A 23,508-nucleotide genomic window follows, 5' to 3' on the forward strand; every position below is an offset into this window, starting at 1 on the left:
GTATAAAGAAAACTTGGTGAAGCCAAGCTTAAGCGCAGGCTGAAACTTAGTTGCCTTATACTGAAGTAGTCATACTTTCTTTAAGTGAAGTTAAGGCTCCGTTTCATGATTGCAATTTGATCTTTATCATATTGTTGCAGATGTGCACTTTTCAATAAGCTTTCTGGTATTTTATCATAGGGGATCTCCATAAATCCTAACGTATAGAAAATGGAGGTTACTTTTGTGAGTAAATATACCGTTTTAACCCCTTGTTGGTCAGCTAGCCGGATGATTGCTGTTAATAAACGAAGAAGCAATTCTTCTGATGAATACTCTTTGTCCAAAACGAGTGAACGGATTAGTCCGCTTTCCCCGAATCGTTCTAACCCAACAGTACCTGCCATTTTCTTTTTATCTGTTTCCAGGATGATGAACGTCTGGATGCATTCTTCAATTCCCTCACTTGAAAGCCCCGCCTGGGCAACAAACTTTTTTATAGATGGGGTATCATTCGTTTCAGCTGGACGAAACGATAACATCTCATCCTCTCCTTTCTAGCAATTCTACTCTAATCTATGAACGGAGAGAAGAGAATATCCCATTTTTTATAGACTTCCTGATAAAGAAAACTTTGAAGGATAAAATTATAAGGTCCTACTTGTAAAAAGGAAAGAGGGAATCTATCATTCTATGTGAATAGATTCCCTACTGTGGCAAATAGATTTTTTACGATTTCAAAAACGAAGAATTTCACCTCAGGTTCTTTTTCGGTAGTTGCTGCAGATGGAGCTGGTGCCTCTTGAGCCTCTTCATCCGTTTGGACTGCATCACCGTTGTCAAAGTCCAGGAAGCATAACGGCGGGAATAAAACACACCACCAGTTTGCACCTGTTGCTTCACCGATTGAAATCAAAACAGCTTCGTATTCTCCAGCCGGGTAGACAAGATCCCCATATAACTTTGTCGGGAACGGAACCTTTCCGAACGTTACGGAAAATGTTTCATTGAGTCCTTTATTTGAAAGTGATTGCTGAACGATTTTGTTGATGGATGGCAACTCACGTTTAATGATCGTTCTTGCTTCATCGATCGATTCGATGCCGAACACCCACTGTGTGATTTCTTCGTTCACCTTGTCACGGATCGATCTTTTCAGCTCTTGATCTGCTTGTGAGTCACTATTTGCGAGAATCCGTAAACGGATTGACTCATCTGGAATCACTTGCTCTGATACATTGTTGAACGAAGCATTTGCTACCTTGATTTGAGTTTCAAAGAATACAACCAATAAGATTAAAGATAATAGTATAATGACCATCGATTTTCGTTTCATCTCTCACCCACACCCTTTCTGATAAACAGTGTGGACGACAAACGGATGATTTATACTAGTAATCTAGTTAATTTTTTAATTGATTGATTTGTCGAAGATCCTTAAATCGCTGCGGGGTCTTGCCTGGCTCGCTTATCCCGCTATAAAAGAATAATAAACAAATCCGAATTTTTTAAGGATGCCTATTCACTGGTTAGAGCATAATCAAGTGGGAATGAAACATTCAAACAGAAAAAAATCCTACCTTCTATTCCACCACTCCGATGACGATCCGCTCTTTCCCGTTGATATCAGTAAGGACTTCAGTTTGTACGTGTTCACCTAGTTTTTCTTGCAAGAGTGATGCTACTGTCTGTCCTTGATCATAACCGACCTCAAATGCGATGAGCGCACGGTCTTCCATGACTTCTGGAAGCGAATCAATCATTTTATTGTAAAACTCGTACCCATCTGCCCCTCCTACAAGTGCTCGGATCGGTTCATAATCTTTTACGATAGAAGAAAGGGTCTCGATATCAGCCTCAGGGATATATGGAGGGTTCGAAACGATGACGTCGAAACGCTCACCCGATTCTAAAAACGGTTGAAAGAGGTCCCCATGAACCCATCGCACATCCGCCTGAAGTTTATTGGCATTTTCACAGGCCACTTGCAAAGATTCCTCTGCGATATCAACACCTGTTACGTTTAAATCTGGACGTTCAAGCGTCAACGTGATCGCGATGATTCCGCTGCCTGTTCCGATATCTGCCACGTTCAGATCGTTCTGTTCCGGAAAGAGTTTCTGGATACGTTCAAGGACTGCAAGGACGAGTTCTTCGGTTTCAGGCCTCGGAATCAATACTTCGGGACTTACTGTAAATGGCCTTCCGTAAAACTCTTCAGTTTTTGTAAGGTATTGAACCGGCGTGCCTTCCGCATGCATTTTTATATAATCAGAAAATTGGCACTCTTCTTCCTTTGTCAAAACGCGTTGCAATGAAGAGAGCATTTCGCTTCGCCGGACTTCAAGTACATGACACAGGAGCCATTCCGCAGCATTCGGCTCCCTGCCTTTTTCATTTAAAAAAGAAGAAGCCCATTTGAGGGCCTCAATGACATTCATTTCACTCATTATGCTCCCGCCTGCTTCATCATGTTGGCTTGCTCCTCATGGATCAGTGCCTCAATGATTTCTTCGACTTTCCCTTGTAAAATCTGGTCAAGCTTTTGGATGGTCAATCCGATTCGGTGGTCTGTGACACGGTTTTGCGGGAAGTTGTATGTGCGTATACGTTCAGAACGATCCCCCGTACCGACTGCGGATTTTCGGTTAGCCGCATACTCATCCATCGCTTCTTGTTGGAATTTATCATAAATACGTGCGCGCAATACTTTCATCGCTTTTTCTTTGTTTTTGATCTGGGACTTTTCATCCTGACATGAAACGACGATTCCGGTCGGTTCGTGAGTCAGACGTACAGCTGACATGGTCGTATTGACACTCTGTCCGCCAGGCCCGCTTGATGCGAAAGTATCGACTCGGATATCTTTTTCATGGATATCGACTTCCACTTCTTCTGCTTCTGGTAAAACAGCAACTGTAGCAGTTGAAGTGTGGATCCGTCCGCCAGATTCTGTCGAAGGTACACGTTGAACACGGTGTGCTCCATTTTCGTATTTAAGCTTCGAATATGCACCAGCACCGTTCACCATGAAAATGATCTCTTTGTAACCGCCTAACTCTGTATAACTCGCTTCAATGATTTCTGTCTTCCATCCCTGGATTTCAGCGTAACGGCTGTACATACGGTAAAGATCCGCAGCAAATAACGCTGCTTCATCTCCCCCAGCGGCTCCACGGACTTCGATGATGACGTTCTTGTCATCGTTCGGATCTTTTGGAAGCAAAAGAAGCTTTAATTGTTGCGTAAGCTCTTCATGACGTTCCTTCAATTCAGAAAGCTCCATTTTCACCATTTCACGCATTTCCACATCGAGCTTTTCTTCAAGCATCTGTTCAGCGCCTTCAAGCTCTTCAGTTACTTCTTTATATTCCCTGTATGTTGTTACTGTATCTTCAAGGTCAGATTGTTCCTTCGAGTATTCGCGGAGTTTTTTCGAATCACTGATGACTTCCGGATCACTCAATAACTCATTCAATTTTTCATATCGTTCTTCGATTGATTGCAATCGTTCTAACATATTGCTCACCATCCCAATTATCGTATTACGTTCCTAATTTTCATCAGGTAGGTAAAATCCGAACGGTCGAACCCGTATGAACGAAATCAACGTCTTTTTTTACCATATATGAATAAGAAAAGCGTAAGCGCCCAGTTTAACCACGCAGGTCATTGGAAGTCCGGCAAGGAGGCTGGCGCCTCACAGGTGGGCTGAAGTGGACCAAGTGGTTGTGCGCTGAGCTAGACAAGGCTTCTCAGACAAATAGTTGCTTAACATTAACATTATAGTATACGTCTTGTAGGAGGTCAAAGAACAGTTTAGAAGGAATTGAACTAGCATTTTTAAGGTAAATCTATTATGTAGAGGGAATGAATGTGTTATTGGTTTATATTTTTGCGTTGTATTTGATCCGTTCATAATCGGAACGGCATTGGTTCATCCGGATTGCTGCGGTGAGTGATTCGATAACAACCTGTTCATCGGTTATGATACTGAAAACGTGGGAAGAAGTTGCAAAATGTCCAAAAAAGTGGGTACAACCTTCAAAGCGTCTGTTTTCACTTGTCCATCGGCTTGGTTGATAAGAAACGATGAAGTTCCCCATACTTTCATAGATCGGATCAAGTGGTTCTGAATTCAAGCGCTTAAGCAATGCCTGTAAATTCTCTGGGTTCCCACTCCCCCATTCTGGTCCATTCGAATCAATGTATAGCATATACAAAAACCCCTTTCATCATGTAAGATTCGACAGCTTATGAGCTTTCATGAGTGTTATAGTGAAAGAAGATGGTAATAGATATACTAGGAATAGGAAAATTTTTAAAGAAGCGTAAGCGCCCTGCTAAGGTGTGTATAGGGTTAGAGATTCTGTAATACAACAAGCTGTTTGTTTGGTGAAAGAATCGAAGCGATCGTAGAGCACCTGGGCGCTGGAACTGGACAATACTTTATCGAAACATCTTACCTTTTAGAAAAGGAGTCGTCTGACATGAAATACGTCATAATCGGGGGCGATGCTGCCGGAATGAGTGCAGCAATGCAAATCGTCCGTAACGCTTCAAATCCAGAAATTCTTACACTTGAAAAAGGGAACATTTACTCTTATGGTCAATGCGGTCTTCCTTATGTAATAAGCGGTGAAATACCGGAAGCTGAAGATTTGATTGCAAGAGAAGTGGAAACCTTCCGAGAAAAATACGGAATAGACGCGAAAACCCACCACGAGGTGACAAGCGTCGATACTGATAAAAAAACCGTCAGCGGAAGTCATACAGAAACGGGTGAATCTTTTACATATTCGTATGATCGATTACTTGTCGCAACGGGTGTACGGCCGATCGTTCCTGTTTGGTATGGGAGAGAATTAGAGGGTGTCCATACACTCAAAACGATTCCTGATGCAAAGGAAATCATAGAGAACCTTAAGCATGGCGTAGAACAGGTCACCATCATTGGAGGAGGCTATATCGGTCTTGAAATGGCGGAAAGCTTTGTCCATCTTGGGAAAAGGGTACGTATGATCGAGCGGAACGAGCAATTGGCGAAAATCTTCGATGAGGATATGGCAGGATCTATTCATGAAGAAGCTGAAAAACATGGCGTTGAGCTCTGTTTCAGTGAACAAGTGAAAGGTTTCAACGGCGAAGGACATGTAAAATCTGTGGTTACGGACAAAAATGAATATGCTTCTGATTTAGTGCTTATCGCGGTTGGTGTAAAACCGAATACGGATTTTCTAGAAGATACGCCAGTCGTTTTGAATGAAAAAGGCGCTGTCATTGTGGATGCCTACATGAAAACGAACGTAGAGGATGTGTATTCCGCAGGAGATTGCGCGACCCATTTTCATCGGATCAAAAAACTGAACGATCATATTCCACTCGGTACGACTGCCAATAAACAAGGCCGGATTGCAGGCTTGAACATGATTGATAGGCCAAAATCTTTTGCAGGGATCCTTGGCACTTCCGTCATCAAATTCATGGAGTTGACACTGGGAAGGACGGGAATCTCTGAACGGGAAGCTAAGGCTCTTAACATTCCTTATGAAACGGTGAAAACGGAAGCAAAAGATATCGCCGGTTATTATCCAGGCGCTGAAAAACTGCATGTCAAACTGCTGTACAACACGGAAAATCAGCGGATCATAGGCGGGCAGTTCATCGGGAAACACGGCGTGGATAAGCGGGTTGATGTGTTGGCGATGGCTTTGTTCCATAAAATGTCCCTACATGATTTAGAAGATTTGGACTTAAGCTATGCACCACCATACAACGGAGTTTGGGATCCGATCCAACAAGCCGCGAGAAGAGCAAAATGATACGTGGAACAGATGTCCATTAATTTTGAAACACCTCTTTTTGTCACAAATAAAGGAACAGGTGTCCTCTGAATTCTATGCATATCTTTCAAATAATTCTTAGAGGACAATGGTCCAAAAAAATATAGTAACTGTCCCTTCATTGTGTACTCAGAACTTATTATACATGAAGGCCGTTTTTATTTAGTAAAAAGGCAAAACTCCGATTGTTTCCGGAGTTCATGCCCTTTATTACGTAACTATTTCGAATCTAAGCGGAGTTGAAGTTGATACCTTGGAACTGACATCCGTATAGCATCCTCGATTTTTTCCTTGAGGGCTTTACGCTCTTTCGCAGACAAATCACGAGGCACATTTACGTGGACCCAGGCATTATTTCCGTTGATCGAAACGAACTGGGCTTCTCGACCGGAAGCATCTTTTACAGCTTCTCGAATCTTATCCTGATCATCACTGATGGTGAAACGCTTTGTTGTCAGGTTACGATAGCTGTTCGGATTCTGATTCGATTCGAAAAAATAGTTAGCGTTCGGTTTCCTATTGGTCGCGTGATAATTGATGATCCCGTGACCTACGAGAGGATTATTGTTCTCTTTCGTTTCATATGCAGACGGTTCTTTGTCGGCAATTTCCTCTGTGGTTGGAGGCTGCATAGGTGAACAAGCACCTAAAAGCACTGTCGCACTAAGAAAGATCGCTTTCTTCAAGATATACACCCCCGTAACCTTAGCATAACCAAAACCTAAATGAATAAAGTGGTAATCCGTGCCAGGCACCATAAAAGAAGTCAAAGGTAACGGTACCTGGCACCGATTTGAAACCCTTCTGCGCCAATGGCTTTGAAAGTGTACCAGGCACCCAAATAAAAAAGGGATAACCTTGTTATGGCACCCCAGTTTGTTTTCAGAAGGTTTAAGGATCAGCCTTCTCCATTTTCTTCTTCCATATCTCCGTTTTCTTCCGCAGGATCTTGTTCTTCTGTCGGCTCTTCTTCCTCTGGTTCTTCATTCGCTGCACAACCGAACAACAATCCTACTGAGAGTATAGCTGACATTGAAGCGAATAAGTATTTTTTCCAGCTCATATCTGCACCTCCCATCTATCCACATTTCGTTTAGGTTAACCTTCCCTTTAAAAAATATGTAAAATGGAGAAAGCGTGCCTGGCACCGATCGAAAAACCAGTGGTACCAAGGCTTCGAGTTTGGTGCCTGGCACGCAACAATAGGAGAGCACCAAAAAACCTGAGTGTCGTTTTTTCTACTCAGGTCATTTTTTGGGTTTATGCTTTTGTAGGTTGTGGTTGGTATTTCGATTTCATCCGGGGATGTTCCGGCACTTCATGACAGTGCCTGCATCGAGGTTCGTACGATTCTGAGGCGCCGACTAATATGATCGGATCGTTATATGATGCTGGTTTTCCGTCGATCAAGCGTTGTGTTCGGCTGGCTGGACTCCCGCACACCAAGCAGACCGCATGAAGCTTTGTCACACTTTCAGCCAATGCCATTATTTCAGGAACCTTTCCGAAAGGCTCTGCTCTGAAATCCTGATCAAGTCCGGCTACGATCACTCGTTTGCCGTTGTTGGCAAGGTGTTGGATCACTTCTACAATTTTTTCATCAAAAAATTGGACTTCATCTATTGCTACGACTTCTGTATCATACGAAACAAGATTCGAAATATCCTCAGATTTTTTCAAAGGTACTGCCACGACAGAGGTTCCGTTATGGGAAACGACTTCGTCTTTGCTATAACGATCATCAAGCAAAGGCTTGAAGACCTGCACTTTTTGCTTACCGAACGTGGCACGTCGAACGCGTCGAATCAACTCCTCTGATTTTCCCGAAAACATGCTGCCGCAGATCAGCTCGACCCAACCATCCTTCTTCATTACATACATGCCCGTCTCTCCCTTCGCCACAATCCTTAAAAAAAGATGACGTTTTGTGACTTTCTCTTATGTATTCTTTTCTAATGATAACAAATCATAAGCGTGATGGACGAAATAATTTTCGACTTATATTAGAAAAGCGTAAGCACCCTGGTCATCCTCGAAGGTCACTATTGTTGATATATGCAAAACCCACTCCCTTTCCGCGGGCGATCCGCAAGCCTCCACGCTTGTCACTGCGAGGTCTTGCCTGGCTCGCTTTTCTGGCTGGAGTGTCGCGAATTTCACTTTAGAAAAATTTCTTGCAAAAATCAACATTACAATTTAATAAAACTTATTTTTAAAGTAAAAAACAGGCAGAAGGGCGATCCCCTGCCTGTTTAAAGACCTTATTTAAGGTTGTATTTTTTCTTAAAGCGATCAACACGTCCACCTGCGTCAGCAAACTTCTGACGTCCTGTGTAGAACGGATGACATTCAGAACAAATTTCAACGCGAATATTTTCTTTTACAGAACCTGTTTCGAATTCATTTCCACAAGCGCAAGAAACTTTCGCTTTTTTGTAATCTGGATGGATTGCTTGTTTCATCCCATTCATCTCCTTCTGCCCTGAACCCTTGGGGAACAGAGTTATTTGCACACATGAGGTAGTATATCAATTTTTCATACAAATATCAACAATCTATTTGACCGTCATTTTCTTGCCTTGACCGGATCTTTCCTTCTCGAACATTTGGAAAAACTCTTCATTCGTTTTTGTTTTCTTGACCCGTCTCATGAAATGTTCAACAAAGTCATATGAGTCATCCATCGTTTTACGGATCGCCCAGAGATGCTCAAGATGCTCTTTTGCGATGAGCATTTCTTCTTTTCGCGTACCAGAGCGACGGATATCGATTGCAGGGAAGATTCGCCGTTCTGCAAGCTTACGGTCAAGATGAAGCTCCATGTTACCGGTTCCTTTGAACTCCTCATAAATCACATCGTCCATACGAGAACCTGTTTCAACAAGAGCTGTCGCTAAAATCGTCAGGCTTCCCCCGTCTTCAATGTTACGTGCTGCACCGAAGAAACGCTTCGGCTTATGGAATGCAGCTGGGTCGATACCACCGGACAACGTTCTTCCACTTGGAGGGATGACGAGGTTATACGCACGTGCTAAACGTGTAATGCTGTCCATTAAAATGACGACATCCTTCTTATGTTCGACAAGTCTCATCGCACGTTCAAGAACGAGTTCAGCTACCTTGATATGGTTTTCAGGCACCTCATCGAAAGTCGAGCTGACAACGTCACCTTGTACAGATCGCTCAATATCCGTCACTTCCTCTGGACGTTCATCGATCAACAGTACGATCAGTTCTGTATCAGGGTGGTTCGTCGTCACGCTATGTGCAATCTCTTTTAAAAGGGTCGTCTTACCGGCTTTAGGCGGGGCAACAATCAATCCACGCTGTCCGAACCCGACTGGAGAGATCATATCCATGATCCTGGTTGATACGTTCTTCGCGGATGTTTCAAGTGTCATCTTGTCTTCCGGGTATAGTGGAGTCAATGCAGGAAAGTGTACACGTTCCTTCGCTGTATCTGGATCTTCACCGTTTACTGCGGCTACATGCAGCAATCCGTAGTAACGTTCATTCTCTTTCGGAGGTCGCACCTTACCCGAAACCTTATCCCCATTTCTTAAATCGAATCGACGGATTTGAGACGCTGAAATATAGATATCTTCTGAACTTGGAGAATAATTGATCGGTCGTAAAAATCCGAATCCTTCTGTCGGGATGACTTCCAAAATCCCTTCCATGAACGAGAGATCTTCTTTTTCAGCTTGCGCTTTCAGAATCGCAAAAATCAATTCCCTTTTCGTCAACTTGCTGTAGTATGAAATTTTCAGCTCTTTGGCTCTTTCATACAAATCCTTTAGTTTCATATTTTCTAATTGTGCTAAATTCAAGGTCATAGTACACCACTCTTCACGCTTATTTAAAAATGTATAAATTAAGGCAGAAATAGGCCTTTAAAGCTTAGGCTCTGTTATGCTTCATTGTTGACATCTGTGAAATTCACTAAAAGCAATTTTCAAAAGAAATCACCATTAACCTTTAACAATACCAAAGATAAAAACATATGTTTTGGAACGCTAGGGCTTGGAAGGAAAAGATACGTTTTACAGAAGTGTGTTTGTAAAAGAAGTAAGTTGATGAAGCAATAATCAATAGATACATATATTCTACCCAAAAATGATAGAAATAATCAAGACAATCACAATGCTGCTCATTTCAAACAGCATTGTGTGTTGAAAATGTCATGGCTTGATTACTAAATTGGGCTTCTTTTTCAAGCTATGTTTTCCATCAATAAAACGGACTGTTCCAGACTTCGCTCTCATTACGACAGATTGAGTTGTACCAACTGTCCCCTTGAATCGGACACCCTTCAACAATTCTCCGTCAGTAACACCGGTGGCAGCAAAGATGGCATCATCGCCCTTCACGATGTCTTCCATCCGGAGAACGCGGTGGATGTCTTCGATCCCCATCTTCTTACAACGTGCTAGTTCTTCGTCTGTCTGTGGAAGCAGCTTACCTTGAAGCTCCCCACCTAAACATTTGAGAGCTACCGCTGCAATGACACCTTCTGGCGCACCTCCGCTGCCGAGCAGGATATCAACTCCTGTATCATCGAAGGCGGTATTGATCGCTGCTGCAACATCCCCATCCTGGATGAGCTTGATCCGAGCCCCAGAATCACGGACTTCTTGAATCAACTTCTCATGGCGTTTACGATTCAAAATGACTGCGACGATATCCTCGATGTCTTTATTTTTCGCACGGGCAACAGCTTTAAGATTATCTGTCACGGAAGCATCGATATCAACCATACCGACTGCTTCTGGACCAACAGCGATTTTATCCATATACATATCTGGAGCATGCAGGAGATTCCCGTGGTCAGCAATGGCAAGAACTGCAAGTGCATTCCAAGTTCCATTCGCTACAATATTCGTTCCTTCAAGGGGGTCAACTGCAACATCGACACGCGGTCCGTAACCAGTACCCAGCTTTTCACCGATATAAAGCATAGGTGCTTCGTCCATTTCTCCTTCTCCAATAACGACCGTACCCTTCATTGGAACAGTATCGAACACATTACGCATAGCTGAAGTCGCAGCATCATCAGCTTCTTCCTTACGGCCTCTTCCCATCCAACGGGCAGATGCCAGGGCAGCCGCTTCCGTCACACGGACAATTTCCATGGATAAACTTCTCTCCATACTTTTCTCCCCCTATAAAAGCTTTTTTAAGATCACTGGTTCAATGTATTACCCTTTAAAATCAACGAATTAGAAACGATACCGGCTAAAACCGTCACGTCCTATGACAACGTCGGCCCTAGTACGTCCTGTACGTCGGAGGACCGGAAAAACCAAGTAAATCCGACGTTTATCATTCGATGAGACTTAAGAGTGATTGACCTCATCCAACTCTTCAATTTCAAAATTCTCTCGCCATACTTTTGCCCCTAAACCTTTGAGCTTTGTAACCAGGTTTTCATACCCGCGATCGACATGCTCAAGGTTAGAGATTTCAGTAATGCCTTTTGCCATTAGTCCTGCAACAATGAGCGATGCCCCTGCTCGCAGGTCGGATGCTTTGACTTTCGCCCCTTCTAATAGGGTCGGACCATTTATGATTGCTGACCGGCCTTCAACTTTTACGTTAGCACCCATCCGTCTCAGCTCATCAATATGTTTAAAACGAGAGCTATATATTGTATCGGTTACGATGCTCGTCCCTTCAGTACTTGTCAATAAAGCAGTGAACGGCTGCTGCAGATCTGTAGCAAACCCTGGATAGACCAGTGTCTTGATATCCACACTGTTAAGACTGCTGCCCCGGCGAACGAAAACAGAGTCATCAGATAGTTCGATATGCACGCCCATTTCGCGAAGCTTTGCAATCAATGACTCAAGGTGAAGCGGAATGACGTTATCAATCGTAACTCCGTTCCCCATCGCAGCTGCAATGATCATATAAGTCCCTGCTTCAATCCTGTCAGGAATGATCGAATGACGACACCCATGCAATGATTCGACGCCATCGATTCTGATTACATCAGTACCAGCACCTTTGATTTTTGCTCCCATACTAGAAAGAAGTGTAGCTACATCGATGATTTCAGGTTCCTTTGCGGCATTTTCAATGATTGTTTGGCCTTTCGCCCGGACGGCAGCCAGCATGATGTTGATCGTTGCTCCGACACTTACGACATCAAGATAGATTCGTGCACCGACAAGTTCATCCGCACGCAAATAGATCGCACCCTGTTCATTCGTCACTTTTGCTCCGAGTGCTTGAAAACCTTTTATATGTTGGTCAATTGGCCGAGGACCTAAGTTGCAGCCGCCTGGAAGTCCGATGACCGCTTTCTTGAATCGTCCAAGCATGGCACCCATCAAATAATAGGATGCTCTCAGCTTTTTCACTTTCCCATTCGGAAGTGGCATGGATATCATATTTTCTGGTTGTACGGTCAGGGTGTTGTTCTCTAGGTGCACTTCCCCGCCGATGTCTTCTAGTAAGTCACGTAAAATGCCCACATCCGAGATGCCTGGGAGATGGTCGATCGTTACAGTCGAATCAGCTAAGATGGCAGCAGGAATCAACGCGACTGCGCTATTCTTCGCACCGCTGATCTGAACTGTACCTTCTAAGGGATGACCTCCCTCGATCATTAATTTCTCCATCACTTTCTCCCTTCTTCGCCTTCTGTAAAATCAAGAGGTCAAAAACTGTTATCGTTAGTGTAAGCAAAAAATCTATTTTTATCCAAAATTTACCTCTATGGATTAATGTTTGAATTTTAAAAAATCAGCCTTTATTTTGACTATTGTTCCAATCTGCTAAAAACTTCTCGATGCCTTGGTCCGTCAATGGATGGTTCATCAATTGCGACAATACTTTCGGAGGTAGCGTGGCGATATGAGCTCCTCTAAGTGCCGCTTCTGTAACATGAATCGGGTTACGGATGGAAGCTGCAATGATCTCAGACTCGATCTTATGGACATTGAAAATTTCCGCGATTTCAGAAATCAACGACAAACCGTCCTGTCCGATATCATCCAATCTTCCTAAAAACGGTGATACATACGTAGCACCGGCCCGAGCAGCAAGCAGCGCCTGGTTCGCTGAGAAAATCAATGTCACGTTTGTTTTAATACCCAATTCTGTAAACGTTTTAGCCGCTTTCAAACCGTCTTTAGTCATAGGGACTTTAACAGTGATGTTAGGAGCAATTGCTGCTAGCTCTTTCCCTTCTTCAATCATTTCCTCGTAAGTCAGACCGATTACTTCAGCGCTGACAGATTCCGAGACGATGGAGGTGATTTCCTTTAAACGCTCGTGGAAATCAACTCCTTCTTTAGCGACTAGAGATGGGTTTGTCGTTACACCACCTAAAATACCGAGCTCATGTGCTTCGCGAATTTCGTCAATATTCGCCGTATCAATAAAGAACTTCATAGGATATATCACTCCTTATGTTTATAGAACTTTCGTCAAATCTTTTGAAAATTAGTGGGTTTTATTTCTAGTGAGGGAATGTCCAACCAATGTTTTAAGAGGTTGACTCATAATGCCAGATCTCCACCAAACCGACTGGTGATGATAAGCCTCCTCCATTTTAACATCAATTTGGGCAAAGATGTTATTTTTGAAGGATTCTAACCATTTACAAGTCCGTGAGTTGGAGGTGCCTGACATTTTGTTACTTGAGTCAACCCCTTAGTCATCAGCCTATTTTCAATTCATTTATGCTTTGTTTGAAGAACCGAATTCACGCATTTTACCTTTGACTGTCTCTTTGATTGCATCGCGTGCTGGTCCTAAATATTTACGAGGATCATATAATTCTGGTTTTTCTGCAAGCACTTCACGTACTGCTTTTGAAGCTGAGATTTGGCTTTCAGTGTTCACGTTGATTTTTGCGTGTCCGAAAGAGATTGCTTTCTTTACATCAGATGTCGGGATTCCTGTTCCACCGTGAAGGACAAGTGGTACACCAGTCAGTTCGCTGATTTCCTTCATACGGTCGAATCCTAAGTTCGGCTCCCCTTTATAAGGCCCGTGAACAGATCCTAATGCCGGAGCAAAACAATCCACCCCAGTTTCACGGATAAGCTGGTCACATTCGGCTGGAATCGCGTATGCTGCTTCTGCATCATCAACGATCAAGTCATCTTCTTGTCCACCGATACGTCCTAGTTCGGCTTCAACTGAAACGCCTACCGCATGAGCAACTTCCACCACTTTTTTCGTAAGAGCGATGTTTTCTTCAAGTGGATGATGAGATCCATCGATCATGACAGAAGTGAATCCTGCATGGATCGCTTCCACACACTTTTCAAAGCTGGAACCGTGGTCCAAGTGAATCGCTACAGGAACAGTTACATTGTACTCTTCCATTAATGATTCAACGAGATTGACGACCGTCTTGAATCCGCCCATGTAACGAGCAGCACCTTCTGAAACCCCGCAAATCAGAGGAGATTTTTCCTCTTCAGCAGCCTGCAGAATCGCTTGTGTAAACTCCATGTTGTTCAGGTTGTATTGTCCTACTGCATATCCTTCCGCTTTCGCTTTTTCAAGCATTTCCTTCATTGAAACTAAAGGCATAAACGATTTCCTCCTTGTAGGTATTAACCACCCATATATTCATCATAAGTATTAGTTCAAAAAGCAGACCAGCCCACTTTTTGACGCATCCCCTGAATAGAGCCGTATTCGACCCGATAAATTTCAGTTCAATCAAAACAACTATAGCATATCAATTTTAGGCAAAATCCGCAATTGATAATGAAAACAGGGTTGCCCGAAAGTCCGTCTCCTACCTGCAAAACAGAAAACATTTCCCGTGAAGGCGTTATGTAAAAATGCTGTGCTGGAGGTTTTGACACTATTCAAGGACAACCCTTATTATTTGCCTATGTGAGTACGTCTATGAGCGTATTGGTAAATGTTTCTTGACAACCTCGCGAATTTCGTCGATGTCAAAAGGTTTAGCGAAATGAGTAATAGCACCTAAGTCCATGGCTTCATGAATCATATCAAGCTCACCGTAAGCTGTCATGATGATGACGCCTACACTTTGGTCCACTTTCTTGACACGGCGTAAAATTTCCAATCCATCCATACCAGGGATTTTCATATCAAGGATCAACAGATCAGGCTTTTCATTCTCCACGATCGAAAGTGCTTGAACGCCATTTGCTGCTTGATAAGTCTGATACCCTTCTTTTTTGAAAATCTCATTTAATAGGATCCGGATTCCATACTGATCATCCACAATAAGTATTTTGCCTTTCATACCTAATCACACCCTAGTTTCCATGTTGTTGTTATTTCCCCTCATCCATATCTCTTAACATATTTCGATTAATATTTTCAAATTCCTCCTCGGTCGTCAAAATACACCAAAATCAATATCAAGAATTTTATTATTCGGGCTAAAGTTCGATATACTGAAACTAGACTAAATTCTTGAGGTGAACAAGATGTTGAAAATTTTCACGACACAGCTGTTTGGTGTGTTTAAAAAGATCCAAGAGCATGAAGACGAAAAGATCGAGGATTGTTCCCGGTTACTGGCACAAACAATCACTAGGAATGGAACCATACATATAAAAGGGTTTGGAGAACTCGAAGGGATTGCTTCTGTGATTTTAAATAGCTATGAAAGCCTTCCTACATGTGTACCTTACGACGGAAAGGGAATGAAGGCAGGGGACTGTATCCTGGTTTTTTCCAGTAAAGCGAATGACGAACAACTCAAAAAACTGATTCAGCACGCAATGGCCGAAAACGTATCCATCGTCAGTGTTGCAGGAGTGGAAAAAGAGGCAGAAACAATCCTGAATGAAGAGTTTCATATCGATACAAAATTATTGAACGGTCTGGTCCCTGGAGATGATGGTGAACGTTTCGGCTACCCAATTTTCATTTTGGCTTTATATGTCTATTATGCCCTGTACTTCAATACGCAAGAAATCCTGGATGAATACGAGGGATGATTTTAATGAGATTAAATTTTTTAATTTTTTTTAATATGTTAGAAGGAAATATGTGAAAGGATGGAGAATTATATGTTAAAGCATGACAAAAGTCACGCTTATCAGCCTTCTCCTTCCCATGCCTGTTCTTTTTGATCCCCTTACTTTTCATAGTCCCCACCCTATTCCCCAACTATGGAAAAGACAAAATCGATCCGTTTTGATACTTCACCCCTAAGGCTGTAGATCGGACCACATACATATTCGTGGATAGTAAGGACCAATCAGGTTACGTTCATTTCGAAACCAGCGACGAAATGATCGTGACCTGTTTTGGTTTTATGATACGCTTCAAATTAAAAAGCTGACCAAAGTATTTAACTAAGGTCAGCTCTTGCATCAAACTGTTACTTTTTCAAGTTGGTTGCTGCATTCACGAATTCTCTGAATAACGGCTGTGGTTTTGTCGGTCTTGAAATGAATTCCGGGTGGAACTGTGAAGCCACGAACCACGGGTGATCCTTCAGCTCGATGATTTCAACAAGGCGTCCATCAGGGCTTGTCCCTGAAAATAAGAAGCCTGCTTTCTCCATCTCTTCACGGTACTCATTATTAAATTCAAAACGATGACGGTGACGTTCGTAAACGACCTCTTGATCATAAGCTTCAAATGCGTTTGTACCTTTTCTAAGCTTACAAGGGTAAAGGCCAAGTCGAAGCGTTCCTCCGAGATCCTCCACATCTTTCTGTTCCGGAAGCAAGTCAATCACCGGATGTGTCGATGCCGGATTGATCTCAGCTGAATGTGCATCTTCATACCCTAATACGTTTCGCGCAAATTCTACGGAAGCAAGTTGCATTCCAAGACAGATACCTAACATAGGAACTTTGTTTTCACGCGCAAAACGGATCGCCGAAATTTTACCTTCGATTCCACGGTCTCCGAATCCCCCAGGAACAAGGATCCCATCAACATCCTCCAGGACATCTTTAACATTTTCATCTGTCACTTGTTCTGAATTGATCCATTTGATGTCAATGTCTGTGTCAAACTCATACCCTGCATGACGGAGGGATTCCACTACTGAGATATACGCATCCGGTAAAGCTACATATTTGCCGACGATAGCGATCCTCGTCTTGTTTTTCAAGTTCGTTACACGATTGACGAGCTCTTTCCAATCGGTCATGTCTGCTTCTTTACAGTTCAGCTTCAAATGTTCACATGTGATCTGGTCTAATTTTTGCGCTTGAAGAGCAAGAGGCACTTCATATAATGTATCTGCATCCATTGCCTCAATTACTGAAGCAGGGTTGATATCACAGAACAATGCAATCTTATCCTTCATCTCCTGCGGCAGCGGCATCTCGTTCCGTACGACGATGACGTTAGGCTGGATACCCAGACTTCGCAATTCTTTAACGCTATGTTGTGTCGGTTTTGTCTTCATCTCACCGGCAGCTTTTATATATGGTACGAGGGTGCAGTGGATGTACATCACATTTTCTACGCCGATATCACTTTTGATTTGGCGGATTGCCTCAAGGTAAGGAAGACTCTCGATGTCACCGACCGTACCGCCGATTTCTGTAATGACAACATCAGCGTTCGTTTCACGCCCAGCACGGAATACACGCTCTTTGATTTCGTTCGTGATGTGCGGGATGACTTGGACAGTCCCGCCTAAGTAATCGCCGCGGCGTTCCTTTTTCAAAACAGTTGAGTATATTTTTCCTGTCGTAACGTTGCTGTACTTATTCAGATTGATATCGATGAAACGTTCATAGTGCCCCAAATCCAAGTCGGTTTCGGCGCCATCATCTGTGACAAATACTTCTCCGTGTTGATATGGACTCATTGTTCCAGGGTCGACGTTGATGTATGGATCGAACTTTTGAATTGTTACTTTCACTCCGCGATTTTTCAGAAGACGTCCGAGCGATGCTGCGGTGATTCCTTTTCCTAAAGACGAGACTACTCCACCAGTTACAAAGATATATTTTTTTGTCACGTTTGTTCCCCCTTTTGAAATCAGTATGTTGTTATGTCTTTTTACAATTACCGTTGAAACAGGGTATTGATAACACGGAGCGCTTTATCTGTTATCAGCTCTGTTAGATAGTATTCTCATCCATATAAAACTTAAAAGCTTATATTAACGAATAGGAAAATCCAACAGAGTGATAAAAACAAAAAAACAAAAGCGACACCTGCCCTGTAGTGGGGGGCGCTTTTGTTTTATTTCGTAAGGTAATTTATTTAATTTCGTCATTATTTTAGACTATAAGTAAAGCCCAAAAATGATTCTATCTACTTTCTGCTAAATTGTCAAGATGAATTATTGTTCTTCCTCGTCTTCCCCTTCTACCAAATCATCATCTGTTTCTTCTTCGTCATCATCAGAAAGATCTTCATCATCGAAGTCAACGTATTCTTCCTCTTCAGCATCTTCTTCGTCATCGAAGTCATCTTCAAGATTATCGAATTCTTCGTCTAAATCGTCTTCGAAGTCTTCGAAATCTTCCTCATCTTCGTCTAATTGTGCTTTCACTTTTTTACGTTTCTTCGGTTTGATCGTTGTTGCCAGCTCTTCGTCACTGCTTTCAACCGGGTACCATACCTTTAGTCCCCATTGGTTATCACCCATACATACGAAACGACCATCAATATTGATGTCCGTGTAGAATTGAGCAACTCGTTGTTTTTGCTCCTCAGGGGTCAAATTTCGCATTTTTGAAACTTGGTCCATCAATTCCGTGAACGGAGTCGGTTTCTTGTTATCTTTTAAAATATGATATGCAATTTCAAGCATCGGAATTTCTTTCAGTTCTTCCTTAGAATACGTATCCAGCATTTACAGGCACGTCCTTTCTTTCGTTAATCAGTCCGTTAGACTAATCTATAAACAAGGCTAGCTTTACCTAATCGGCTTTATATTCTAACGTTAATTTTCGCGAAATTCAGGCTCGCTTTTCCCGCAGGAGTGTCGCGAATTTCGCTTAAAACATAGAGCAAATACCCTTACCAATTCAGTCAAAGCTCACCTAACCACAACTAACGTAATCATACCATCCATTATAAACAAATTATCTAAAGATATGCTATAGCTCTGCACAATTTTTTCAAATTAATTATGTAGAATTTCCTGTAACAAAACCAAAAGGACATATGCTCATAAATTATGGTAAAAACTCTGTTATTATTCCTTGTTGATTTTCGCGAAATCCACTCCCTTTCCGCGGGCGATCCGCAAGCCACCTCGCTCACTTGCACAGGATCTCAACACAAAAATGAAATCATTTTCGTGTCTGCGATGAGAATTCTTAGAAGCTTTCCTTATGCTGGCTTCGACGTTCACCACAAGACCACGGACTTATAATCAACCATGTAGTTTTGCGCCGAGTAACCGCAGGCGCAGGACGTACTTGTACAGGATGTACTGACTTCGACGTTTACCATAGGACGTGGTGGTACTTAGTCGAAGTTCATTATTATACTCGAAGATCCTTAATCGCTGCGGGGTCTCGCCTGGCTCGCTTTCCCGCAGGGAGTGTCGTAGATTTCGCTTAAACATTAAAAAATTTATCACACAAACAGAAAAAAAACCACCTCGAAAAAAGATACGTTCGAGATGGTTCCTTACTAATATTTTTTCGTAAGTCACTTACATATTTCGTCGGTATTTTCCACCAACTTCGTAAAGTGCCCGTGTGATTTGCCCGAGACTTGCATGACGTACGGTCGTCATAAGCTCCGCAAACAGGTTACCGCCTGATAGCGCTGTCTGCTTCAAACGTTGCAACGCCTCAGTTGTCTTATCCTCATGCTTTTCCTGGAAGGCACGTAAGTTAGCGATTTGTTGTTCTTTCTCTTCTTTCGTCGCTCGGGCTAATTGAATGTTGAATTCTTCCTCTGAAGGAGGATTCGGATTCAAGTACGTATTCACCCCGATGATCGGCAATGAACCATCATGTTTCTTCATTTCATAATACATGGATTCTTCCTGGATCTTACCACGCTGGTACTGTGTCTCCATCGCACCGAGAACGCCTCCACGGGAATTGATGCGCTCGAACTCCTGGAGAACCGCTTCTTCAACAAGGTCTGTCAACTCTTCAATGATGAATGAACCTTGCAGAGAGTTTTCATTTTTCGCAAGACCAAGTTCCTTCGTGATGATCATCTGGATCGCCATAGCTCGACGGACAGATTCTTCTGTCGGTGTGGTGATCGCTTCATCATAGGAGTTCGTATGGAGCGAGTTACAGTTATCATAAATCGCCATCAATGCCTGCAACGTCGTACGGATATCGTTGAAGTCGATTTCCTGAGCATGCAAGGAACGACCAGAAGTCTGGATATGGTACTTCAGCTTCTGACTGCGCTCATTCCCTTTATACTTATTTTTCATGACCGTTGCCCAAATTCTTCTCGCTACACGGCCGATGACCGTATATTCCGGGTCAAGACCATTACTGAAGAAGAAGGACAGGTTCGGTGCGAACGTATCGATATCCATACCCCTGCTCAAATAGTACTCCACATAAGTGAAGCCATTTGCAAGTGTAAGCGCAAGCTGGGTGATCGGGTTCGCTCCTGCTTCAGCAATATGGTAGCCGGAGATTGAAACGGAATAGTAGTTACGCACTTTGTTATCGATGAAATACTCCTGGATGTCCCCCATCAGACGAAGAGCAAATTCCGTCGAGAAGATGCAGGTGTTCTGTCCCTGGTCTTCCTTCAGGATATCCGCCTGGACGGTTCCACGGACAACCGATAACGTCTTAGCCTTGATTTCTTCCGCCTCTTCGCCTGTCGGTTTGCGGCCGTTTTCCTCTTCAAAACGAGCTAACTGTTGATCGATAGCCGTATTCATGTACATCGCGAGGATGATCGGGGCCGGTCCGTTGATCGTCATCGATACTGAAGTGGACGGCGCGGTCAGATCGAATCCTGCATAAAGTTTCTTCATGTCTTCAAGTGTACAAATGCTGACGCCGCTCTCTCCGACTTTTCCGTAAATGTCCGGGCGGTAATCAGGATCCTCACCATACAATGTCACGGAGTCGAAAGCAGTACTGAGCCGTTTGGCTTCGTCATCCTTCGAAAGATAGTGGAATCTGCGGTTTGTTCGTTCTGGTGTCCCTTCTCCAGCAAATTGACGCTTCGGATCTTCTCCTTTCCGCTTGAAAGGAAATACGCCACCTGTGAATGGATAGCGTCCTGGTACGTTTTCAAGCAATGACCAGCGGACAATTTCGCCCCAGTCTTTGTACTTCGGAAGCGCGACTTTAGGGATATCGAGTCCCGAAAGGCTTCTTGTTTTCAGCTCGGTCACGATTTCCTTGTCACGGATCTTCGTCACGAATTCATCTTTACTGTATTGTTCTTTTAACGTATCCCATCCATCTAAAATTTCCTTCGCTTCAGGATGAAGTTTCTTTTCGTAGTCTTTTTTCACGTCAGTCAACGTACGGATCGTCACTTTGCCGTCCGCATCCGTTTCCTCGATCGCTTCAAGCGTTCCTTCGATCTGATACATTTTTCGAGCCGTTTCAGACTGCTCTTCGACATACTCATGATAACCACGGACGGTTTGCACGATTTCATTGAGATATCCGACGCGATCCGGCGGAATGATCATGTTCTGTTTTTCGACCTTCCCTTTTGTATCAAAAGAACTCTCCCATCCGAGGTTGAACTTCTCATTCAAGACATTGACGAGTGCGCTGAAAAGTATGTTCGTCCCGAGGTCATTGAATTGGCTCGCGATTGTTCCAAACACCGGCATTTCATCAAGGTCTTTATCGAACAGCATGCGGCTGCGCTGGTATTGTTTTTTCACATCGCGCAATGCATCCTCAGAGCCTTTACGGTCGAATTTGTTGATCGCAATCAAGTCTGCATAATCGATCATATCGATTTTTTCAAGCTGGGAAGGCGCACCGAATTCACTTGTCATGACATACATCGATACGTCAGAGATTTCCACGATTTCAGCATTCCCCTGGCCGATCCCGCTCGTCTCGACGATGATCAGGTCATATCCCGCAGCTTTTACAACAGAAAGCGCATCCGTGATCGCTTCCGATAATTCCGTTTTCGAACCGCGTGTTGCCAGGCTTCGCATATAGACCCGCGGTGAATGGATGGCATTCATACGGATCCTGTCTCCGAGAAGGGCGCCGCCGGTTTTCTGTTTTGTCGGATCGACGGAAAGGATTGCGACTGTTTTATCGTGGAATTCATTCAAATAGCGGCGGACGAGTTCATCTGTCAGTGAGCTTTTACCCGCTCCACCTGTTCCTGTTATCCCCAGCACCGGAACTTTTGCTGCCATTTCTTTCATTTGTATGATCGCTTTTTCTGCCGTAGCAGCCATCTCTTTCTGCGTTTTACCGAAGTTTTCGGCAACTGTGATCAACCGGGCCACTGCTCTTGGATCCCTCGATTGGAGATGTTCCATTTCATCGGTCAGGTCAGAAAATGTCGGGAAATCACAATCCTTCACCATCTGGTTGATCATGCCTTGCAGGCCAAATGTGCGTCCGTCTTCAGGTGAGAAGATTCGTGAGACTCCATACTCATGAAGTTCCTTGATTTCCTTCGGGATGATGACGCCCCCGCCTCCTCCGTATACACGGATATGTGAAGCACCGTTTTCTTTCAAAAGATCAATCATGTATTTGAAATATTCAACGTGCCCGCCTTGATAAGATGACACGGCTATGCCCTGAACATCTTCTTGGATTGCCGCTTGCACGACTTCATCTACAGAACGGTTATGGCCTAAATGAATGACTTCAGCCCCGCTTGCTTGAATGATGCGTCGCATGATGTTTATCGAAGCATCATGGCCATCGAAAAGACTTGTGGCTGTCACAAAACGAACATGGTTCTTCGGTTTGTATACTTCTGTTTCCATTTTGGGCTTGCTCCTTTCTATTTCAGTTTTGGGTATATCGCCGGTCCGGTTGATTTATCGGCGATTTTGGTAATATATCGGCGGTTCTATTGTTTTATCAGCGATTTTGATGATTTATCGGCGGTCCGACACTATTCGGCATCCTTTACCGGCCGATTATCCAGCTGCTATACTTTACTCGCCTTACGGTTCATTTCGATCCCATTCAATAAAAGCTCAATCTGGAATTGAGTATACGCTTCCAAACTATGGCTCTTTTGCAGGGCCCAACGTCTGAATGTCCACATCTGTCCCAGGATTAAGATGTTATGAGCGAGCAAATTCACTTCCTCTTCTGATAAAAACAGATTCCCTGCTTCCACAGAGCGTTGAATCAGCCTTTCGAAAATCGCTGTCATCTCGATTTCTTTTCTCAATACGTACGGAAGCGCCTCATCTGATAAAGACTTCGCTTCCTGGTACATGACGAGAACCTCATCCTGCATTTCATCCATTACTTTAAAATACGCAGCGATCGCTTCCTTGAGCCTGTTTATTCCAGGTTGATCCATGACGATTTCACTTTGCAAACGCGAGCGGACTTCGTCATAAATCGAATCACAGACAAGATACAGGACATCTTCTTTTGAGCGGATATACTCGTAAAGGGTTCCGATGCTGAACCCTGCTGCTTTTGCAATTTCCCTTGTTGTCGTCCGGTGGAATCCCTTCTCTTTAAAAAGGGTTACGGCTGCTTTGACCATTTCTTCACGACGTTTTTGTATGAGTTTCTCGTCCTTTACTAGTGAAGGTACTTTCTTTTTCCCCAACGTCATCCCTCTTTCATAGTTGGTTTCT

Annotated in this window: 21 protein-coding genes; 2 read left to right on the forward strand and 19 right to left on the reverse strand. The window is 43.3% G+C overall.

The genetic code is table 11. The features are described from left to right. Positions 1 to 80: 80 nt before the first annotated feature. The 5 genes from ACJROX_RS29075 to ACJROX_RS29095 form a co-directional block, all read right to left on the reverse strand. The gene (locus ACJROX_RS29075; RefSeq protein ID WP_408008641.1) at positions 81 to 521 is read right to left on the reverse strand and encodes a GNAT family N-acetyltransferase; all 441 of its coding nucleotides are present in this window, start codon (positions 519 to 521) and stop codon (positions 81 to 83) included. 149 nt (positions 522 to 670) lie between these two features. Continuing rightward, a complete protein-coding gene (spoIIR, locus tag ACJROX_RS29080) occupies positions 671 to 1,315 on the reverse strand; it encodes a stage II sporulation protein R (RefSeq protein WP_408008642.1) in 645 nt (214 codons plus the stop codon). A 247-nt stretch (positions 1,316 to 1,562) separates the two neighbouring features. Continuing rightward, positions 1,563 to 2,420 carry a peptide chain release factor N(5)-glutamine methyltransferase gene (prmC, locus tag ACJROX_RS29085; protein ID WP_408011828.1) on the reverse strand — a complete coding sequence of 286 codons (858 nt, stop codon included), beginning with the start codon at positions 2,418 to 2,420 and terminating at the stop codon, positions 1,563 to 1,565. A gap of 8 nt (positions 2,421 to 2,428) precedes the next feature. Continuing rightward, the gene (gene prfA, locus ACJROX_RS29090; RefSeq protein WP_408008643.1) at positions 2,429 to 3,499 is read right to left on the reverse strand and encodes a peptide chain release factor 1; all 1,071 of its coding nucleotides are present in this window, start codon (positions 3,497 to 3,499) and stop codon (positions 2,429 to 2,431) included. A gap of 367 nt (positions 3,500 to 3,866) precedes the next feature. Then, positions 3,867 to 4,196, reverse strand: a complete 330-nt coding sequence (locus ACJROX_RS29095) for a hypothetical protein (protein WP_408008644.1) — start codon at positions 4,194 to 4,196, stop codon at positions 3,867 to 3,869. A gap of 273 nt (positions 4,197 to 4,469) precedes the next feature. Between ACJROX_RS29095 and ACJROX_RS29100 the strand changes: the two genes are divergently transcribed. After that, positions 4,470 to 5,801 (forward strand): CoA-disulfide reductase, encoded by a 1,332-nt coding sequence (locus ACJROX_RS29100; protein ID WP_408011829.1) that lies wholly within the window; start codon positions 4,470 to 4,472, stop codon positions 5,799 to 5,801. Positions 5,802 to 6,040: 239 nt separating this feature from the next. Here the strand turns inward: ACJROX_RS29100 and ACJROX_RS29105 are convergent, their stop codons facing one another. The 10 genes from ACJROX_RS29105 to ACJROX_RS29150 form a co-directional block, all read right to left on the reverse strand. Further along, complete coding sequence (locus ACJROX_RS29105; RefSeq protein ID WP_408008645.1) at positions 6,041 to 6,508, reverse strand: hypothetical protein; 468 nt, start codon at positions 6,506 to 6,508, stop codon at positions 6,041 to 6,043. A gap of 212 nt (positions 6,509 to 6,720) precedes the next feature. Continuing rightward, complete coding sequence (locus tag ACJROX_RS29110; RefSeq protein WP_408008646.1) at positions 6,721 to 6,885, reverse strand: hypothetical protein; 165 nt, start codon at positions 6,883 to 6,885, stop codon at positions 6,721 to 6,723. A 197-nt stretch (positions 6,886 to 7,082) separates the two neighbouring features. Then, positions 7,083 to 7,703 carry a thymidine kinase gene (locus tag ACJROX_RS29115; RefSeq protein WP_408008647.1) on the reverse strand — a complete coding sequence of 207 codons (621 nt, stop codon included), beginning with the start codon at positions 7,701 to 7,703 and terminating at the stop codon, positions 7,083 to 7,085. A 380-nt stretch (positions 7,704 to 8,083) separates the two neighbouring features. After that, positions 8,084 to 8,284, reverse strand: coding sequence for a 50S ribosomal protein L31 (gene rpmE / locus ACJROX_RS29120; RefSeq protein ID WP_408008648.1), 201 nt, complete (start codon positions 8,282 to 8,284; stop codon positions 8,084 to 8,086). 93 nt (positions 8,285 to 8,377) lie between these two features. Beyond that, entirely contained in the window at positions 8,378 to 9,658 is a 1,281-nt protein-coding gene (gene rho, locus ACJROX_RS29125) for a transcription termination factor Rho (RefSeq protein ID WP_408008649.1), read from the reverse strand. A gap of 345 nt (positions 9,659 to 10,003) precedes the next feature. Then, the gene (gene glpX / locus ACJROX_RS29130; RefSeq protein WP_408008650.1) at positions 10,004 to 10,972 is read right to left on the reverse strand and encodes a class II fructose-bisphosphatase; all 969 of its coding nucleotides are present in this window, start codon (positions 10,970 to 10,972) and stop codon (positions 10,004 to 10,006) included. Between the two features lie 186 nt (positions 10,973 to 11,158). Next, positions 11,159 to 12,445 (reverse strand): UDP-N-acetylglucosamine 1-carboxyvinyltransferase, encoded by a 1,287-nt coding sequence (locus ACJROX_RS29135; RefSeq protein ID WP_408008651.1) that lies wholly within the window; start codon positions 12,443 to 12,445, stop codon positions 11,159 to 11,161. 124 nt (positions 12,446 to 12,569) lie between these two features. Then, complete coding sequence (fsa, locus tag ACJROX_RS29140) at positions 12,570 to 13,220, reverse strand: fructose-6-phosphate aldolase (RefSeq protein WP_408008652.1); 651 nt, start codon at positions 13,218 to 13,220, stop codon at positions 12,570 to 12,572. 288 nt (positions 13,221 to 13,508) lie between these two features. Beyond that, positions 13,509 to 14,372, reverse strand: coding sequence for a class II fructose-1,6-bisphosphate aldolase (fba, locus tag ACJROX_RS29145; protein ID WP_408008653.1), 864 nt, complete (start codon positions 14,370 to 14,372; stop codon positions 13,509 to 13,511). Positions 14,373 to 14,694: 322 nt separating this feature from the next. Beyond that, on the reverse strand, positions 14,695 to 15,063 hold the full coding sequence (locus ACJROX_RS29150; RefSeq protein WP_408008654.1) for a response regulator: 369 nt from the start codon (positions 15,061 to 15,063) through the stop codon (positions 14,695 to 14,697). Positions 15,064 to 15,250: 187 nt separating this feature from the next. On the opposite strand from ACJROX_RS29150, the gene ACJROX_RS29155 reads away from it, so the two are divergent. Beyond that, positions 15,251 to 15,766: a DUF2529 family protein gene (locus tag ACJROX_RS29155; RefSeq protein ID WP_408008655.1), complete on the forward strand. Its 516-nt coding sequence runs from the start codon at positions 15,251 to 15,253 to the stop codon at positions 15,764 to 15,766. 386 nt (positions 15,767 to 16,152) lie between these two features. On the opposite strand, the gene ACJROX_RS29160 is transcribed toward ACJROX_RS29155, so the two are convergent. The 4 genes from ACJROX_RS29160 to ACJROX_RS29175 form a co-directional block, all read right to left on the reverse strand. Further along, complete coding sequence (locus ACJROX_RS29160; protein WP_408008656.1) at positions 16,153 to 17,757, reverse strand: CTP synthase; 1,605 nt, start codon at positions 17,755 to 17,757, stop codon at positions 16,153 to 16,155. A 327-nt stretch (positions 17,758 to 18,084) separates the two neighbouring features. Then, a complete protein-coding gene (rpoE, locus tag ACJROX_RS29165) occupies positions 18,085 to 18,600 on the reverse strand; it encodes a DNA-directed RNA polymerase subunit delta (RefSeq protein ID WP_408008657.1) in 516 nt (171 codons plus the stop codon). Between the two features lie 810 nt (positions 18,601 to 19,410). After that, positions 19,411 to 22,671 (reverse strand): fused isobutyryl-CoA mutase/GTPase IcmF, encoded by a 3,261-nt coding sequence (icmF, locus tag ACJROX_RS29170; protein WP_408008658.1) that lies wholly within the window; start codon positions 22,669 to 22,671, stop codon positions 19,411 to 19,413. Positions 22,672 to 22,838: 167 nt separating this feature from the next. Next, entirely contained in the window at positions 22,839 to 23,480 is a 642-nt protein-coding gene (locus tag ACJROX_RS29175) for a TetR/AcrR family transcriptional regulator (protein WP_408008659.1), read from the reverse strand. Positions 23,481 to 23,508: the final 28 nt, after the last annotated feature.

It is taken from the genome of Pseudalkalibacillus sp. A8, from assembly GCF_045920555.1.
In the GTDB taxonomy this organism is placed as follows: domain Bacteria; phylum Bacillota; class Bacilli; order Bacillales; family Fictibacillaceae; genus Pseudalkalibacillus.